We start from the raw sequence: 16,717 nt of genomic DNA on the forward strand, positions 1-16,717 counted from the left end.
ATGACATCGGATCACCAGATAGTCTGAATTCCGCACAAATTCGAGAGATTCGGCGCGTTCTTCGAAACCTTTTGCAAACCTGTCGCCACGAGGATCGGCCCCGTGGGACAGGATGGCGAAGGCATTGGAGGGCAGGATGGGAGTGGTTTTCTCCCTGACACGCGGCGAGAAAGTTCAGCTTGATCAGGCGCGGCTGAGCCTTCTCTACCACAAGCTGGGCGAAGAGGGCGCCGACAGGGCGATCGGACGGGCAAGCCGGGAACTTGCGGCGCGAACGGCCCGGTGCCGCCGGTTGTGGGAGGCGGGCGACAGGGCCGGGCTGCGCAAATGCGCGCGCTCGATGATCCTGATCGCCGAGCAGGCCGGAATGAGCCAATTCGCCCGGGTGGCCGCCCACGTGTCCGCCACGGCGGCAGGGCATGACGCCGTGGCGCTCGCGGCGACGCTGTCGCGCTTGCTCCGGGTCGGCGAGAGTTCGCTTCGCGCCGTTCGCCGGGTTCACGGGGTGATGGTCTGACAGGGCTTGCAGCCGCCTGCGGGGCGGATAGTCTGCCCGGACCCGGACCAGAATGCGAGACTCGCAATGCCCCCCACCTTTGCCGCCCCCGATAGCCTTGCCGTTCCCCTGCACGTGATCGACCAGGCCGGTATGGACGACTGGTTGAAACAGCAGGACGACAGCGTTCGGCGCTGGGTCGAGGCCAACGGGTTTACCGGCGCGCGGGCGCAGGCGCTGGTGGTGCCGGGCAGCGATGGCGCGCCGGTCATGGCGCTGGCGGGCTACGGCGACGCCACCCAGCAGGCGCGGCGGCGCTTTCTGCTGGCGGCTGCGGCGCAGGCGCTTCCTTCGGGAACCTATCGCATCGCCTCGGGTCTTTCCGGTCAGGCGCTGGAAACCGAGGCCTTCGGCTGGCTGATCGACGGCTATGGCTTCGACCGCTACCGGGCGCAGAGCGGCACGGCGCGCGGGCTGGTCGCCCCCGAGGGGGTCGATGCGGCCCGGATCGAGGCGATGGCCGCCTCCGAATGGCTGATCCGCGACCTGATCAACACCCCCGCCTCGGACATGGGACCGGCGGATCTGGAGGCCGCCGCTCGGGATCTGGCGGAAAGCTTTGGCGCCGGCATCGACACCATCGAGGGCGACGACCTGCTGGCCCGGAATTTCCCGATGATCCACACGGTCGGCCGAGCCTCGGACCGCGCGCCCCGCCTGATCGACATGCGCTGGGGCAAGGCGGGGCCAAAGCTGACGCTGGTGGGCAAGGGGGTCTGTTTCGATACCGGCGGGCTGGACATCAAGCCGCCGCGCAGCATGGCGCTGATGAAAAAGGACATGGGCGGCGCGGCCACGGTGCTGGGGCTGGCCCGGATGATCATGGCGCTGGATCTGCCGGTTCAGCTCCGGGTGCTGATCCCGGCGGTGGAGAACGCGGTGTCGGGCAATGCGTTCCGGCCCGGCGATATCCTGACCTCGCGCAAGGGGTTGACGGTCGAGATCAACAACACTGACGCCGAGGGGCGGCTGGTGCTGGCCGACGCGCTGGCGCTGGCGGGCGAGGACAACCCCGATCTGATCGTGTCGATGGCAACGCTGACCGGCGCGGCGCGGGTGGCTGTGGGCGGCGATATCGCGCCCTATTTCACCGATGACGAGGGTGTGGCCAAGGCGCTGGCCACAGCGGGGGCCAAGGTGGCCGACCCGGTCTGGCGGCTGCCCTTCCATCCCCCGTATGAGCTGGATATCGAACCCGGGATCGCCGATCTGGACAATGCGCCGGGCGGCGGCATGGCCGGGGCGATTACCGCCGCGCTGTTCCTGCGCCGGTTTGTGGAGGCGTCGCGCTATGTGCATTTCGACATCTACGCCTGGAGCGCTGCGGCGGCACCGGGCCGGACCAAGGGTGGCTTCGGACAGGGCGCGCGGGCGTTGCTCGATGCGCTGCCGGCGTTGCTGAAGCTTTGAGCGACCGCCGCCGCCTGCGCTTCAACGGGCGCGTTGCCCATGACAGCCTGCGCGGGCAGGTGAAGGCCGCGCGATTCTCTCCCGGCGATCCCTGCATCACCGCCGCCCCGCGCGCCACGCTCTTTGCCAGCGCCGAGGGCGGCGCGCGCGACCGCGAACTGGTGCTGGGCGAGGGGTTTACCGTTCTCGACTGGCGCGGGCCGATGGCCTTCGGCTTTGCCGCGCGCGACGGTCATGTCGGCTGGGTCGAGGCCGCGGCGCTCTGGCCCGACGCGCCGGTCCCGACCCACCGGGTGCGCGCCCGCCACAGCTATGCCAAGGCCGAACCGGAGTTGAAGACGCGCGACGAGGTGCTCTGGCTGTCCCATGGCGCGCGGGTCACCGTGACCGCAACGCGTGGCACCTGGGCCAGCATCGCTACCCTGGGCGAAGACGGTCCCCGGCCGCTCTGGCTCCCCTTGGCGCATCTGGCGCCGGTCGAAAGCACCGAGGCCGGCCCGGTAGAGGTTGCCGCGCTCTTTCTCGGCACGCCCTACCTCTGGGGCGGCAATTCCTCGTTCGGGATCGATTGTTCCGGGCTGATACAGGCGGCCTGTCTCGCCAGCGGCATGGCCTGCCCCGGTGACAGCGACCAGCAGGAGGCCGAGCTGGGCCAGGCCCTGCCCGAGGGCACGCCGCCGCAGCGGGGCGATCTGCTGTTCTGGGCCGGGCATGTGGCGCTGGTGGTGGATGACGAGACGCTGATCCATGCCAATGCGCATCACATGGCGGTGGTTTATGAAGTCATCACGGCGGCCATCGCGCGGATCGCGGCGCAGGGCGACGGGCCGGTGACGGCGCACAAGCGGCTGTGACGCCGGCCTGTTCCGCGGCCTATTCCACCACGCGGATCAGCTTGCGCTCCAGCACCCGCAGCACGGTTTTCAGGTCATGACCACGCTTGAGGATCTGGCCGTCCATGCCGACAACCGCGTATTGCCCCTGCTTGCCGCGCAGCCTTGGGCGCTTCTCGATCCGGTAGAGCGGGTGTTCGGCGGTGCGGCGAAAGACCGAGAACACCGCCATGTCGCGCAGGCAGGAAATGCCATAGTCGCGCCATTCACCGGCGGCGACCATGCGGCCATAGACAGACAGAATGACGGAGAGTTCCCGGCGGTCGAAGGCGACCTGGGCCGGGGCGGAGCCGTGGGGATACCCGCTGGGCGTCTGCATGTTCATGGAGACACGTTACGCGGTCTTTGCGCCAAATCAAGCCTGTCGGCACCGCTGCGGCGAAAGCTCAGGCGAACCGCCCGTGACAGAACCATCCCGGGGACATCGTCGCGCCATGGGCATAGAACAGCCACAACCGGTCGCCGTCCCGCGTGGTGACCGCCCAGTAATCGCGCACCCCGCTGCGCCAGGCGGGATCGTCCAGCCACCATTCCGGCGCGATCCGCTCCGGCCCGGCGGCGGCCACCGCCGCCCGGTCGCGCCCGCGCCAGCGAAACCCGGCGGGCAGATCCGGCGCGTCGGGGGCGATCACCGGCTCGGGCGGCCAGAGCAGCAGCGGGCGCGGCGCGGCGGGCGCGGGCCAGGCGCCCGCCGGTTCGGACCAGGCGGCGGCCAGCACCTGCGCGGTTTTCTCGGGGATATGGCTGGCGGCCGGGTGGCGGCGGGTGATCGCCTCCATGCCCACCCGCGCGCCCAGCCGCCCCAGCAGATCGTCCAGCGCCGCGCCGTCCTCCAGCCGGGTCCGCGCCGTCTGGCCGGCCTGCATATGGCCCACGGCGGTGCGGGCATGCACCGGCTCGGCCCGGGTGACCTCCAGCCGCAGCATGTCGATGCCGAAACCGGCGTCGATACCGTCGAGCTTCAGCTCCAGCAGCGGGCGGATGCGCGCCGGGTCGTTGCCCGGGCGGGCCAGCCCCACGGTGATCGCCTCGGCGGCGCGGTCGGTGCGATGCGCCTCCAGCCGGACCTGCCGCGCGCCCTGCCCCGCCGCCTCCAGCCCGGCGCAGAGCCGGGGCAGCATCCGGTCGATCCCGGCCAGCAGATCGGCCCTGAGCCCGATCGGCTCGGGCAGGGTGAGCCGCACCGCGAACCGCCGCTCCGGGCGCGCCGGCGAGACCGGCTCGGGCGCGCTACCCATGGCCTGGTCCAGGCGGTGCACCAGCCCCTTGCCGAAGCGCCGCGCCAGCCCGGCGCGCGGCTGGCCCAGAAGATCGCCGATGCGGCGCAGCCCCAGCCGGTTCAACTGCGCCACCGTGTCGGGGTCGAGCCGCAGCGCCGCCACCGGCAGCGGCGACAGCGCGCCATAGGCCTTGCCCGGGGGGGCGATCCGGGGCGCGCCCGCGCCGGTCGCGGCCAGGCCCGGCGCCGCGCCGCCGCGGGTCCAGTGCCGCCGCTTGCCGGCGCGGGAGCGGGTGGCGCGGGCCTCCTGGTCGATGGCATCGCCCGAGCGTTCCGATCCGGCCGCCTGCCCGGCGAAACGCGCCAACGCCCAGGCTGCGCCCGGGGTATCGGCCAGCCCCGCCCGCAGGCTCAGCCCCATGGCGGCGCAATCCGCCTCGGCCTGTTCCAGCAGTGCCGCCTCGCCGCCAAAGAGATGCGCGCAGCCGGTCAGGTCCAGCATCAGCCCGTCCGGGGCCTGCTCGCCCACCCAGGGGCTGAACTTGCCGGCCCAGCGCCGCAGCGCGGTCAGGAAAGCCGCCTCGCCCGCCGGATCGCGGGACCGGGTCGCCAGCCCGGCGCAGACCGCATGGGCATCGCGCAACGGCTGACCCAGGCGCAGCCCGGCCGCCTCGCCCGCCGCATCCAGCGATGCGACGACCTGCATGTTTGCGCGCTCCTCGACCACGGCCAGCGGCCCCTCCAGCGCCCCGCGCGCCAGGCGCAGCGCCCGCTCGGCGGCAAGGCGGGGAAACCACAGCGAGAGGATCCGACGTTTCGGCATGATCGGCGGAGATCCAGATTTGTTCCTATTTTGTTCTCTCATATACTCTCCACCCGGCGGGAGTCGAGTCGCCCCGCATGGCGCGGTTCCGACCCAAACCGTCGGTTTCGACGAGGCAAGTTCCGGCCGGTCCGGCTGAATGGACATTGAAACCCGGCCCGCTTTGCCGCAGGGTCCCGGCAAATTCTTTGGAGGTATCTGACCATGCGCACCCGTGCCGCCGTGGCCCTTGAGGCCGGAAAACCGCTTGAAATCATGGAGGTGAACCTGGACGGCCCGAAGGCGGGCGAGGTTCTGGTGGAGATCAAGGCGACCGGCATCTGTCATACCGACGAGTTCACCCGCTCCGGCGCCGACCCGGAGGGGATCTTTCCCGCCATCCTCGGCCACGAGGGCGCCGGCGTCGTGCTCGAGGTGGGCGAGGGTGTGACCACGCTCAAGCCCGGCGATCACGTGATCCCGCTCTACACACCGGAATGCCGCGAATGCGCGTCCTGCCTGTCGGGCAAGACCAACCTGTGCACCGCGATCCGCAACACGCAAGGCCAGGGATTGATGCCCGACGGCACCACCCGGTTCTCAATGCTGGATGGCACGCCGATCCATCACTACATGGGCTGCTCGACCTTCGCCAATCACACGGTGATGCCCGAGATTGCGCTGGCCAAGGTGCGCGAGGACGCCCCCTTCGACAAGATCTGCTACATCGGCTGCGGCGTCACCACCGGCATCGGTGCGGTGATCAATACAGCCGGGGTCGAGATCGGCGCGACGGCGGCGGTCTTTGGCCTTGGCGGCATCGGCCTCAACGTGATCCAGGGCCTGCGCATGGCCGGTTGCGACATGATCATCGGGGTCGATCTGAACGACGACAAGGCGGTGATGGCGAAGAAATTCGGCATGACCCATTTCATCAATCCGATGAAGGCGCAGCGCCCGGTGGTGCAGGAAATCGTCGAGCTGACCAAGACCGAGAAAGACCGGATCGGCGGCGTCGATTACTCCTTCGACGCCACCGGCAACGTGCAGGTGATGCGCGGCGCGCTGGAATGCTCGCACCGGGGCTGGGGCGTGTCGGTGGTGATCGGGGTGGCGCCCTCGGGGGCCGAGATCTCCACCCGCCCGTTCCAGCTGGTCACCGGCCGGGTCTGGAAGGGCACCGCCTTCGGCGGCGCCAAGGGGCGGACGGATGTGCCGAGGTTCGTCGACTGGTACATGGACGGCAAGATCGAGATCGACCCGATGATCACCCACAAGCTGAGCCTCGACGAGATCAACACCGGCTTTGACCTCATGCACGAGGGCAAGTCGATCCGCGCCGTCGTGGAATACTGAGGCGGGATCGCATCGACCGGTTGCAGGAAGGCGAGCAATGAACAACGTGACCATCCGGCCCGCCACACGGGCCGATGACGATGCGATCTGGGCGATGCTGGAACCGGTGATCCGGGGCGGCGACACCTATGCGCTGCCGCGCGACATGACGCGCGCGGCGGCGCTTACCTATTGGTTCGCGCCCGCCAACACCGTCCTGCTGGCCGAGGCCGAGGGCGCACCTCTGGGCACCTATTACCTGAAGCCCAATGCCATGGGCGGGGGCGATCATGTCTGCAACTGCGGCTATGTCACCGCGCGCACGGCACAGGGCAAGGGCATCGCGCGCGCCATGCTGGCCGAGTCGCTCGACCGGGCGCGCGAGGTCGGGTTCCGCGCCATGCAGTACAATTTCGTGATCGCGACCAACACCCGGGCCATCGACATCTGGCAACGTGCCGGGTTCGACATCGTCGGTCGCCTGCCCGGCGCCTATCGTCACCCGGCGCAGGGCTATGTCGACGCGCTGGTGATGTTCCGTCCACTCTGAGCCATTGCACCGGCGCGCCGGATCGTACAATTTCAATCCCGAATTGGGGAGTTTCGCCTATGGCTGAAAAACCGAATACACCGCTGCTCGCGGTGCTGATCGACGCCGACAACATCTCGGCCAAATACGCCGAGGCCATCTTCGAGGAGATCGCCTCGTTCGGAGAGGCCAGCATCCGGCGCATCTACGGCGATTTCTCCGGCGGCGCGCCGCAGGGCTGGTCCAAGGACAAGATCGCGGCGCTGGCGATCATCCCGCACCAGCAGTTCGCCAATACCACTGGCAAGAACGCCAGCGACATCGCGCTGGTGATCGACGCGATGGACATCCTGCACTCGGGCCGGTTCGACGGTTTCGTGCTGATCTCGTCGGACAGCGATTTCACCCGGCTGGCCAGCCGCATCCGCGAACAGGGGCTGGATGTCTACGGCATGGGCATGCGCAAGACACCGGCGGCCTTCGTCAAGGCCTGCAAGCGGTTCATCTATGTCGAGAACCTGATGCAGGAGCCGCAGAAACCCAAAACCAGGACCCCGGCCAAGCCCGTGGAAAACAGCGAGGCGCCGGCGGAACTGGAAGATCCGAACAAGCTGGTGATCCGTGCCATGGACGCCATCGACCAGGAGGACGAATGGTATTCGCTGGGCCAGATCGGCCAGTTCATCACCGCCTCCAACCCTGATTTCGACACCCGCAGCTATGGCAAGAAGAAGCTGAGCGATCTGGTCAAGGAGCTCAAGCGCTTCGAGACCAAGGTCGGCGACGGCAACCAGTTGCTGGTACGGCGGGTCGACTGAGCGCGGATATCGACTGACGCCGATCGCGCCCGCAACGGTTCAGGCACCGTAGCGGGCCAGGAACATGTCGACCGCGTGGCGCACCACATCCTCTTTCTCTTCCTCGGAGAATTCGGTCTGGATGCCAAAGGCCGCGCGGGTCCACAGCTTGGCCTTGCACATTTCCAGATATTGCTCGGCCGCCATCGGAATGTCCTCGATCACCAGCTCGCCGCGCGCCACCGCGCAGGTCAGGTATTCGCTGATCCGGTCCCGGCCCATCGCCGGGCCGCTGGCGTAATAGGCGCGGCCCAGTTCGGGGAAACGTTCGCGTTCGGCCACGCAGATGCGAAAGATCCGCTGCGAAAACTCGGACAGAAGAAAGGTCAGGATATGCCGTCCGGTGACGGTCAGCACCTCGCGCACGGGAAAGGATCCGTCGATATGCGCCGAGGCCCGCTCGGCCATCAGGCCGCATTCGCTGTTGGCCACCTCCATGAACAGCATCCGCTTGTCCGGAAAATAGCTGTAGAGCGTGGCCTTGGACACGCCGGCGGCCCGTGCGATGTCATCCACGCTGGCCCCCTCGAATCCATCAGCCAGAAATACCCGGCGCGCGCCGGCCAGCACCTGATCGAACTTGCGTCCGGTCCTGACAATATCCGAAGCTTCGCCCATAGATCCCTCCGGCTGGCGCTTGGTTCCGTGATATAAACCGGTTGGTTCAGTTGCAACAGCAAGACGCCTGCGGACCCTTGAATATATCGGATGACCCGAATACCTAGAACGAATCTAAAATGAGGCAGCACCATGCAATTCTTCGCGCGCAAGCGGTTCCGCGATCTGAGCGAACAGGAAATCCTCGCCCTGGCGATCTCCTCGGAAGAGGACGACGCACAGATCTATCGCGGCTATTCCGAGCGTTTGCGCGCCGATTACCCGGCCACTGCCAAGATGTTCGACGGCATGGCCGAGGAAGAGGACGAGCATCGCGCCCGGCTGATCGAGGCGCACAAACGGCGGTTCGGCGAAACCATTCCGCTGATCCGGCGTGAACATGTGGCGGGCTATTACGCGCGCCGCCCCGTCTGGCTGGTGGAAAACCTCGGGATCGAACGGATCCGTGAGGAGGCCGGGATGATGGAGCGCGACGCCGAGCGCTTTTACCTCGCCGCAGCCAAGCGCAGCAGCGACGCCGCCACGCGCAAGCTGTTGGGCGATCTGGCCGCTGCCGAGGCCGGGCATCAGTACACCGCGCATCAGTTGAGCGAAACGCATCTGGACAGCGACAGCCGCGACACCGAAGAGGCGACCGCGCATCGCCAGTTCGTGCTGACCTGGGTGCAGCCGGGGCTGGCCGGGCTGATGGACGGGTCGGTTTCCACCCTGGCGCCGATCTTTGCCACCGCCTTTGCCACCCAGGACTCCTGGACCACCTTCCTTGTCGGTGTCGCCGCCTCGGTCGGGGCCGGCATCTCCATGGGCTTTACCGAGGCCGCCTCGGACGATGGCGAGATTTCCGGACGCGGCTCGCCGATGAAGCGCGGGATCGCCTCGGGGGTGATGACCACGCTGGGCGGGCTGGGTCATGCCCTGCCCTACCTGATCCCGGATTTCTGGACCGCCACTGTTGTGGCGATGATCGTCGTCTTCTTCGAGCTTTGGGCGATCGCCTGGATCCAGAACCGCTATATGGAAACGCCGTTTTTCCGGGCGGCCTTCCAGGTTGTTCTGGGCGGCGCGCTGGTGCTGGCGGCCGGGATCCTGATCGGCAGCGGCTAGGCCGCTTGCGGGGGGCCGCGCCTGCGGATACCGATACAGCATGATCGAGATCTTCCTCAGGACCCTGCCGTTTTTCGCCATCATCGGTCTTGGCTACTGGGCCGGGCGCAGCCGGTTCTTCAGTCAGGAGGCTACCGCCTATCTGACGAAGTTCATCTTCTATTTCGCCCTGTCTGCGATGATCTTCCGCTTTGCCGCGAACCTGCCCCTGTCGGAGGTGTTCAACGGAAAGCTCGTGGTGGGATATCTCTGGGGCACCGCCTTTGTCTACGGCATCGCCACCGCGGTTGCCTTCCTGCGCGGGGTCGATGTGCCCACCGCCGCGATCGAGGCGCAATGCGCGGTGATCGGCAACGTGGGGTTCCTCGGCCTGCCGATGCTGGTGCTGCTGTTCGGCGAGGCCGCGATCGGGCCGGTGATGCTGGTGCTGACGACCGATCTTGTGGTGTTTTCCTCGCTGATCGTGATGCTGATCAACGGCGGGCGCGACGGGCGGCTGAAACTCTCGACGCTGCGGTTGATGGGGCTCGGGCTGCTGCGCAACCCGATGATCATGTCGATCGTGCTGGGCATGACCTGGTCGGCGTTGTCGCTGCCGGTGCCCGGGCCGATGAACGAGTTTCTGACCATTCTCGGCGGGGCGGCCACGCCCGGCGCGCTCTTTGCCATCGGCGCCTCGCTGGCCGGGAAATCGGCCGAGCGGGTGCAGGTCGCCGCCTGGCTGTCGGTCTCGAAACTTGTGCTGCACCCGGCCTTCGTGGCGCTGGCGGTGCTGGTTCTGTTCCCGCTCGACCGGTTTTCGGCCAGCGTCGTGATCGCCGCCGCGTCGCTGCCGGTGGCCGGCAATGTCTATATGCTGGCACAGCACTACGGGGTGGCGCCGCACCGGGCCTCGGCGGCGATCCTGTTCTCGACCGTGGCCAGCATCCTGACGGTGCCGGTGGTGATCGCCTGGGTCACGGAGCCCTGACCAGCCCTTCTTCTCGTTGTCAAATACTCCCGCCGGAGGCACCCGCCCTTTACCACGCCGCGCCGACCCGGTAGCCAGAAACAAACCGAAACAGGAGTGCGCGATGATGGAAACCCTGTCCGAGAATGCCGCCTTCGGCGGCGTGCAAGGCGTGTACAGGCACGCCTCCGACACCTGCCAATGCGACATGACCTTTGGCCTGTTCCTGCCGGAAGAGGCGAACGACGGGCCGGTGCCGGTGCTGTGGTATCTCTCGGGGCTGACCTGCACCCATGAGAACGCCATGACCAAGGCCGGCGCGCAGGTCTGGGCGGCCGAGCACGGGATCGCGCTGGTGTTTCCCGACACCTCCCCGCGGGGGCCGGGCGTGGCCGATGACGAGGCCTATGACCTGGGCCAGGGCGCGGGGTTCTACGTGAACGCGACCGAAGGCCCCTGGGCGCCGCATTTCCGCATGTGGGATTACATCGCCGAAGAACTGCCGCGGGTGATCGACGCCGATTTTGCCATCGACCCGGAGCGGCAGGCGGTCACCGGGCATTCGATGGGCGGGCACGGCGCGCTGACGCTGGCGATGAACCTGCCGGGGCGGTTTCGCTCGGTCTCGGCCTTTGCGCCGATCGCCAACCCCACCGCCAGCGACTGGGGCCGCAAGCAGCTGACCGCCTATCTGGGCGAGGACGAGGCGGCCTGGGCGCGTCACGATGCCACCCTGATGATGCGCGCGGGCGGCTTCGACGGGCCGATCCTGATCGACCAGGGCGCGAATGACCAGTTCCTCGACCTGCTGAAACCCGAGGCGCTGGCGCAGGCCATTGCCGGGCACCGACAAGAGGCGACCTTCCGCATGCAGAAAGGCTACGATCACAGCTATTTCTTCGTCTCCTCCTTCATGGAGGATCACGTCGCCTTCCACGCCGACGCGCTCTGGCGCTGAGACGATGGGCGCGCTCTACATCGATGCGGATGCCTGCCCGGTGAAGGCGGAGGCCGAACGCGTGGCAACGCGACACCGGATCACCATGTACGTGGTCTCCAACGGCGGGCTGCGCCCCTCGGCCAACCCGCTGGTCGAGAACGTCATCGTCGCCGAGGGCGCGGATGAGGCCGACAAATGGATCGCGGAACGTTGCGGGCCGGGCGACGTGGTGGTGACCGGGGACATCCCGCTGGCCGCGAAATGCGTCGAGGCCGGGGCGCGGGTGCTGCGCCACAACGGCGAGGCCTTTACCGAGGCCAACATCGGCCAGCAACTGGCGATGCGCGATCTGATGGCGGATCTGCGCGCGGCAAATCCGCTGGGCGCGGGTGGCGGCGGACGCGGCTTTACAAAGGCCGACCGCTCCCGTTTTCTGGAGGCGCTGGAACGCGAGATCCGGGCGGCGGCGCGGGCCGGGTAAGGCGGCGGACCGGGGCCGCGTTCCGGTTACGACGACCTGTCAGAACAGGCGTCAATTCGAGGCAACGAAAGGCAGCACCATGCAACCACAGGCGGTGATTTTCGACATCGGCAACGTCCTGATCGAATGGCAGCCGGAACGGTTTTACGACGCCGAGATCGGCGAGGCGCGCCGCCGCGCCATGTTCTCCAAGGTCGATCTGCACGGGATGAACGACGAGGTTGACCGCGGCGGCAATTTTACCCAAGTCGTCTTAGCCACCGCCGAGCGCTATCCCGAATGGCGCGAAGAGATCCGCATGTGGCATGACCGCTGGCTGGAGATGGCCGCGCCCGAGATCCCGCATTCGGTCCGCCTGCTGCGGGCGCTGCGGGCCCGGGGCGTGCCGGTCTTCGCGCTGACCAATTTCGGCGTGCAGACCTTTGACGACATTGCGGCGCCGCATTACCCGTTCCTGTCGGAATTCGACCGCGCCTATGTGTCCGGCCACATGAAGACGATCAAGCCCGAGCCGCGCATCTACGAGATGGTCGAGGCGGATTGCGGCATCGCGCCCGGCGCGTTGATCTTTACCGACGACCGGCCCGACAATATCGACATGGCCGCCAGCCGGGGCTGGCAAACCCATCTGTTCACCGGCCCGCAGGGTTGGGCCGACCGGCTGGTCGCCGCCGGCCTGCTGACCAAGGAGGACGCGACATGAGCACGACCATACCCATCATCCCCTTCGACGCGGGCGAAAAGCTGCTCGACTGGCTGGACCTGACCGAGGCGCTGGCCGACGGTCATGACCTGCCCCGCGCCGAGATCGCCGACAGCTTTCTCTACCGCGATCCCGATACGCTGCTGAACCGCGCCGCATGGATCGACGGGCTGGGCAGCCTGGTCAAGACCGCCACGGTGTTTCCGCGCAACCCCGAGCACGGGGTGCCGATGGTCAACGGCGGGGTGAGCCTTTATTCCGACCTAGACGGCACGCTGGAGGCGCTGGTGGATTTCCACCTAGTGACCAAGTGGAAGACCGCCGGCGACAGCCTGCTGGCGGCCCGCCGCCTGGCCCGCCCCGACAGCGCGCGGATCGTGATCGCCGGCGCCGGCACCGTTGGCCGATCGCTCTGCGAGGCCTTCGCCGAGGCCTTTCCCGAGGCGCGGATTTCGCTCTGGAACCGGACCGTGGCCAAGGCCGAGGCGCTGGCGCGTGAGATCGGCAGCGTCGATGTCGCCCCCGACCTGGAGGCGGCGGTACGGCAGGCCGATATCGTGGTCAGCGCCACCATGTCCTCGGAGCCGCTGATCAAGGGCGACTGGCTGCACCCGGGCCAGCACATCAACCTGATCGGCGCCTATCGCCCCGACATGCGCGAGGCCGATGACGTGGCGCTGCAACGGGCGAAGATCTATGTCGACAGCCGCGACACCACCATCGGCCATATCGGCGAGATCCAGATCCCGCTGGACCGGGGTGTGATCACCGAGGCGGACATCCTTGCCGATTTCTACCAACTCGACGCCTTTGAGCAGGGCGGTGCTGACGATATCACCCTGTTCAAGAACGGCGGCGGCGCGCATCTGGACCTGATGACCAGCCGCTATATCCTCGATCGCTGGGAAGCGGCGCAGACGTAAGTAAGCCGTAGGGCGGGCTGAAGCCCGCCAACCAAACCTTAACAATGGCGGGCTGAAGCCCGCCCTACGCCAGCCGGGCGCCCAGCGGGCGTTCGCGCACCGGCAGGTGGACAATGGCGCTGAACGCCCCCACGCCGACGCCGATCCACCACACGACGGTGTAATCGCCAAAGGCGTCGTACATCCGCCCGCCCAGCCAGACCCCCAGGAACCCGCCGATCTGGTGGCTGAGAAAGACGATGCCGTAAAGCGTGCCCATGTAGCGCAGCCCGTAGATATGCGCGACCAGCCCGCTGGTCAGCGGCACGGTCGCCAGCCACAACGCCCCCATCGTCACCGAAAAGATCAGCACCGAAGCCGGGGTGATCGGCGCCAGGATGAAGGCGGCGGCAACCACCGTGCGGCCGGCATAGATGCCCGCCAGCAGATATTTCCGGGAATAATACTTGCCCGCCCATCCGGCCATCAGCGTGCCGCCGATATTGGCCGCCCCGATCAGCGCGATGGACACCGCCCCCAGCGCCGAGGTGGTGGTGATGCCGATCCCGTGCAACAGGCTGCCGGGCTGGATCGGGCCGCACATCTCGGTCACGAAGGCGGGGAAATGCGCGGTGATGAAGGCCAGTTGATAACCGCAACTGAAAAAGCCGAGGAAGATCAGCGTATAAGAGGGATCGCGGAGCGCCTTGACCAGGATCGCCCCCATCGTTTCCTCCAGGTCCGCCCGGCTGGCGGGGGCCGGCACGCGCATCAGCGGCAGGGTCAGCACCAGCGAAAGGATCGCCACCGCGAAGACGAGGAAGGTGCTCTGCCAGCTCAGGAAACTCATCAGCCCTTCGGCCACCGGCGCGCCGACCATCTGGCCGAGGCTTCCGGCGGCGGTGGTGATCGCCAGCGCCATCGAGCGTTTCTCGTCCGAGGCGGCCCGCCCGACCACCGCCAGGATCACGCCGAAGCCGGTGCCGGCAATGCCGAAGCCCACCAGCCAGGCATAGAGCTGCATCTCCATCGGAGTGGTCGACCAGGCGGTCAGAACCATCCCCGCCGCATAGGTGAGCGCCCCCATCACGATGGCCCTGCGGTCGCCGATCTTTTCGGCGATGGCTCCGAAGATCGGCTGACCGATGCCCCAGGCCAGGTTCTGGATCGCGATGGCCATCGAGAACTCGGACCGGGCCCAGCCGAATTCCCCCGCCACGGGGAGCTGGAACACCCCGAAAGAGGCGCGGATCGCGAAACTGACCATGATGATGATGCAACCGACAACCAGAACCGGGGTCAGCGAGGCGGAAGGGCGGGTCATGGACAGGCTCCGTGGGCAGGGTGCGTCACACTTACGCAGGGGGGTGGGGGCGTCAAATCAGGAATTGATGGACGTTACGTCAGGAACATTGATGTATTCGCCCCCCATGTACCCTGCTTTTCAACCCCGCCGCCGCACGCTATGGCTGCGCCCATGGCCGATGTGATTTCCCTTTACAACGACCGGATCGCGCAGGGCATTCTGCACCACGATCCCGCGCAGGAGGCTGTCCTGCCCGAGTTGGAGCGCATCCGCGCCGCCATCGCGCAACCGGCCAAGCGGGGTCTCTTTCGCAAACCGCCGCCACCGCCGAAGGGGCTCTACCTTTGGGGCGGGGTCGGGCGCGGCAAGTCGATGCTGATGGATCTTTTCGTCGATGCGCTGGAGGGCGCGGCGGTGCGGCGGGTGCATTTCCACGCCTTCATGCAGGAAATCCACGGGGCGATGCACAAGGCGCGAAAGCAGGGGGTTGAGGACGCGCTTGCCCCCGCCGCGCAGGCGGTGATCAACAGCGTCAGGGTGCTGGCCTTTGACGAGATGCAGATCACCGACATCACCGACGCGATGATCGTGGGGCGCCTGTTCGAGGCGCTGTTCGAGGCCGGCGTGGTGGTGGTGACCACCTCCAACCGGATCCCCGACGACCTTTACAAGGACGGGCTGAACCGGCAATTGTTCCTGCCCTTCATCCAGCTGATCAAGCAGCGGATGGAGGTGCGCGAACTGGCCAGTCCGAACGATTACCGCCAGAACCGGCTGGAGGGGGCGCCGGTCTATTTCACCCCGATCGGCCCCGAGGCACGCGCGGCGATCCGCGCGGTCTGGACGGATTTCGCGGGCGGTCCCGGCGCCGAACTGGCGCTGGAGGTCAAGGGCCGCCGCGTGGTGCTGCCCGAGTATCGAAACGGGGTGGCGCGGGCGAGCTTTTATGACCTGTGCGGCCATTACCTCGGCCCGGCCGACTACCTCGCCATCGCCGGGGCGGTGCGGGTGCTGATCCTCGAGGATGTCCCGCGCCTGTCGCGCAACAATTTCAACGAAGCCAAACGCTTCGTCACCCTGATCGACGCGCTCTACGAGGCAAGGGTGCGGCTGGTCTGCTCGGCCGCTGCCGAACCGGAAATGCTCTATGTCGAGGGCGAGGGCGTGTTCGAGTTCGAACGCACCGCCAGCCGCTTGCGCGAGATGCAGGGCAAGGACTGGGGCCAGGACGCAGGCTGATCCCCGATCCCGCGCCCGCTCTTTTTCTGGCCGGCAATACTCGGCCTTATGTATCAAACGCACCAAGAAACCGGAATCCCTGACCGCCGGTTTTCGCTATCCTGCACCCATGCAGGATAAGTCGATAGATGGCGCGCTTAGCAGAGAGGTGAAAAACGGAGTGGCTGACCATCGGAGGAGACTGACCATGGCGGTTTCCGACAACTCAAGGGGCGCTATCGCTCTGGCCACCGACGGAGCGCACGCCACATTGAAAGCGGTGGCTTTCATTGGCCCACTCAGAGACTGGATCCGGTTACCCCAGAACCGGAAGATCACATGCGCGGATTCCGACGTAGTACAGTACCGTCGGTGTCTATGGCGATGCTTTGTCGATGGCATTCATGCCATTAACAACGCCGGGGAAGATCTACAGCGTCAGTTCGCTCGATCGCCAGATCAGCTTCTGGTCGAGCTTGGCCATCGCGATGACACAACGCAAGGCTCCGGTGTCAACGGTCTCAACAAGGCCGAGCCGGTCCATCGTCAGGGCCAGTGGCGCAACATGCAGGACCTGGAAATGGCCACCCTCGGATGGGTCGACTGGTTCAACATCCGGTGCCTGCTCGGGCCCATCGGAAACATACCGGCAGCTGAGGCTGAAGAGAACTTCTATGCGCAGCGCGACCTGCTCAATATGGTAGCGTGAAATGAAGCTATAGGTCTCCGGCAAAACCGGGGCGATTCACCCCAGCGGTCAGTAGCGGACCAAACCCTGAACAGAGCGAACTAACAAACGCGGACTCTACGGGGAGCACGTCACCTCGGGACGCGCCCCAACCGACGGCAAGCCGCGATCAGGCGGTCGTCATGTCCTGACCTGCCGAAACGTTTC

General features: G+C 67.0%; 17 protein-coding genes and 1 pseudogene. 14 read left to right on the plus strand and 4 right to left on the minus strand.

Going from position 1 to position 16,717, the window contains the following annotated elements:
• The first annotated feature begins 136 nt into the window (after window positions 1-136).
• From P1U75_RS18385 to P1U75_RS18395, 3 genes are all read left to right on the plus strand, one after another.
• Entirely contained in the window at window positions 137-517 is a 381-nt protein-coding gene (locus P1U75_RS18385; RefSeq protein WP_300245881.1) for a hypothetical protein, read from the plus strand.
• A gap of 66 nt (window positions 518-583) precedes the next feature.
• Entirely contained in the window at window positions 584-1,966 is a 1,383-nt protein-coding gene (locus P1U75_RS18390) for a M17 family metallopeptidase (protein WP_300245883.1), read from the plus strand.
• Complete coding sequence (locus P1U75_RS18395; protein ID WP_300245885.1) at window positions 1,963-2,820, plus strand: NlpC/P60 family protein; 858 nt, start codon at window positions 1,963-1,965, stop codon at window positions 2,818-2,820. Before P1U75_RS18390 ends, P1U75_RS18395 begins: the two co-directional genes overlap by 4 nt.
• Before the next feature lie 19 nt (window positions 2,821-2,839).
• On the opposite strand, the gene P1U75_RS18400 is transcribed toward P1U75_RS18395, so the two are convergent.
• Both P1U75_RS18400 and P1U75_RS18405 read right to left on the minus strand, forming a co-directional pair.
• Window positions 2,840-3,184, minus strand: a complete 345-nt coding sequence (locus P1U75_RS18400; RefSeq protein ID WP_300245887.1) for a DUF2794 domain-containing protein — start codon at window positions 3,182-3,184, stop codon at window positions 2,840-2,842.
• A 61-nt stretch (window positions 3,185-3,245) separates the two neighbouring features.
• Window positions 3,246-4,901, minus strand: coding sequence for a DNA polymerase Y family protein (locus P1U75_RS18405; RefSeq protein ID WP_300245889.1), 1,656 nt, complete (start codon window positions 4,899-4,901; stop codon window positions 3,246-3,248).
• Window positions 4,902-5,105: 204 nt separating this feature from the next.
• On the opposite strand from P1U75_RS18405, the gene P1U75_RS18410 reads away from it, so the two are divergent.
• The 3 genes from P1U75_RS18410 to P1U75_RS18420 are packed head-to-tail and all read left to right on the plus strand — an operon-like array spanning window position 5,106 to window position 7,562.
• A complete protein-coding gene (locus P1U75_RS18410) occupies window positions 5,106-6,236 on the plus strand; it encodes an S-(hydroxymethyl)glutathione dehydrogenase/class III alcohol dehydrogenase (protein ID WP_300245891.1) in 1,131 nt (376 codons plus the stop codon).
• Window positions 6,237-6,273: 37 nt separating this feature from the next.
• Window positions 6,274-6,765: a GNAT family N-acetyltransferase gene (locus P1U75_RS18415; RefSeq protein WP_300245893.1), complete on the plus strand. Its 492-nt coding sequence runs from the start codon at window positions 6,274-6,276 to the stop codon at window positions 6,763-6,765.
• Between the two features lie 59 nt (window positions 6,766-6,824).
• The gene (locus P1U75_RS18420) at window positions 6,825-7,562 is read left to right on the plus strand and encodes an NYN domain-containing protein (RefSeq protein ID WP_300245895.1); all 738 of its coding nucleotides are present in this window, start codon (window positions 6,825-6,827) and stop codon (window positions 7,560-7,562) included.
• 39 nt (window positions 7,563-7,601) lie between these two features.
• Here P1U75_RS18420 and P1U75_RS18425 read toward each other — a convergent pair whose 3' ends face one another.
• A complete protein-coding gene (locus P1U75_RS18425; protein WP_300245897.1) occupies window positions 7,602-8,219 on the minus strand; it encodes a TetR/AcrR family transcriptional regulator in 618 nt (205 codons plus the stop codon).
• A gap of 132 nt (window positions 8,220-8,351) precedes the next feature.
• Between P1U75_RS18425 and mbfA the strand changes: the two genes are divergently transcribed.
• The 6 genes from mbfA (at window position 8,352) to P1U75_RS18455 (ending at window position 13,319) form a co-directional block, all read left to right on the plus strand.
• The gene (mbfA, locus tag P1U75_RS18430) at window positions 8,352-9,323 is read left to right on the plus strand and encodes an iron exporter MbfA (protein ID WP_300245899.1); all 972 of its coding nucleotides are present in this window, start codon (window positions 8,352-8,354) and stop codon (window positions 9,321-9,323) included.
• 40 nt (window positions 9,324-9,363) lie between these two features.
• Window positions 9,364-10,293: an AEC family transporter gene (locus P1U75_RS18435; protein ID WP_300245901.1), complete on the plus strand. Its 930-nt coding sequence runs from the start codon at window positions 9,364-9,366 to the stop codon at window positions 10,291-10,293.
• Window positions 10,294-10,399: 106 nt separating this feature from the next.
• Window positions 10,400-11,230: an S-formylglutathione hydrolase gene (gene fghA, locus P1U75_RS18440; protein WP_300245961.1), complete on the plus strand. Its 831-nt coding sequence runs from the start codon at window positions 10,400-10,402 to the stop codon at window positions 11,228-11,230.
• Between the two features lie 4 nt (window positions 11,231-11,234).
• Window positions 11,235-11,693 (plus strand): YaiI/YqxD family protein, encoded by a 459-nt coding sequence (locus P1U75_RS18445; protein WP_300245903.1) that lies wholly within the window; start codon window positions 11,235-11,237, stop codon window positions 11,691-11,693.
• Window positions 11,694-11,772: 79 nt separating this feature from the next.
• Window positions 11,773-12,396: an HAD family phosphatase gene (locus tag P1U75_RS18450; protein ID WP_300245905.1), complete on the plus strand. Its 624-nt coding sequence runs from the start codon at window positions 11,773-11,775 to the stop codon at window positions 12,394-12,396.
• Complete coding sequence (locus P1U75_RS18455; protein WP_300245907.1) at window positions 12,393-13,319, plus strand: NAD(P)-binding domain-containing protein; 927 nt, start codon at window positions 12,393-12,395, stop codon at window positions 13,317-13,319. The genes P1U75_RS18450 and P1U75_RS18455 overlap by 4 nt, the downstream gene beginning before the upstream one ends.
• A gap of 64 nt (window positions 13,320-13,383) precedes the next feature.
• On the opposite strand, the gene P1U75_RS18460 is transcribed toward P1U75_RS18455, so the two are convergent.
• Complete coding sequence (locus P1U75_RS18460) at window positions 13,384-14,622, minus strand: MFS transporter (protein ID WP_300245910.1); 1,239 nt, start codon at window positions 14,620-14,622, stop codon at window positions 13,384-13,386.
• A gap of 153 nt (window positions 14,623-14,775) precedes the next feature.
• On the opposite strand from P1U75_RS18460, the gene zapE reads away from it, so the two are divergent.
• The gene (zapE, locus tag P1U75_RS18465; RefSeq protein WP_300245913.1) at window positions 14,776-15,843 is read left to right on the plus strand and encodes a cell division protein ZapE; all 1,068 of its coding nucleotides are present in this window, start codon (window positions 14,776-14,778) and stop codon (window positions 15,841-15,843) included.
• A 490-nt stretch (window positions 15,844-16,333) separates the two neighbouring features.
• Window positions 16,334-16,531, plus strand: a pseudogene (locus P1U75_RS18470) (IS3 family transposase); the annotation flags it as partial.
• Window positions 16,532-16,717 lie beyond the last annotated feature (186 nt).

This window comes from Antarcticimicrobium sp. (assembly GCF_029212575.1).
Classification (GTDB): Bacteria; Pseudomonadota; Alphaproteobacteria; order Rhodobacterales; family Rhodobacteraceae; genus Antarcticimicrobium.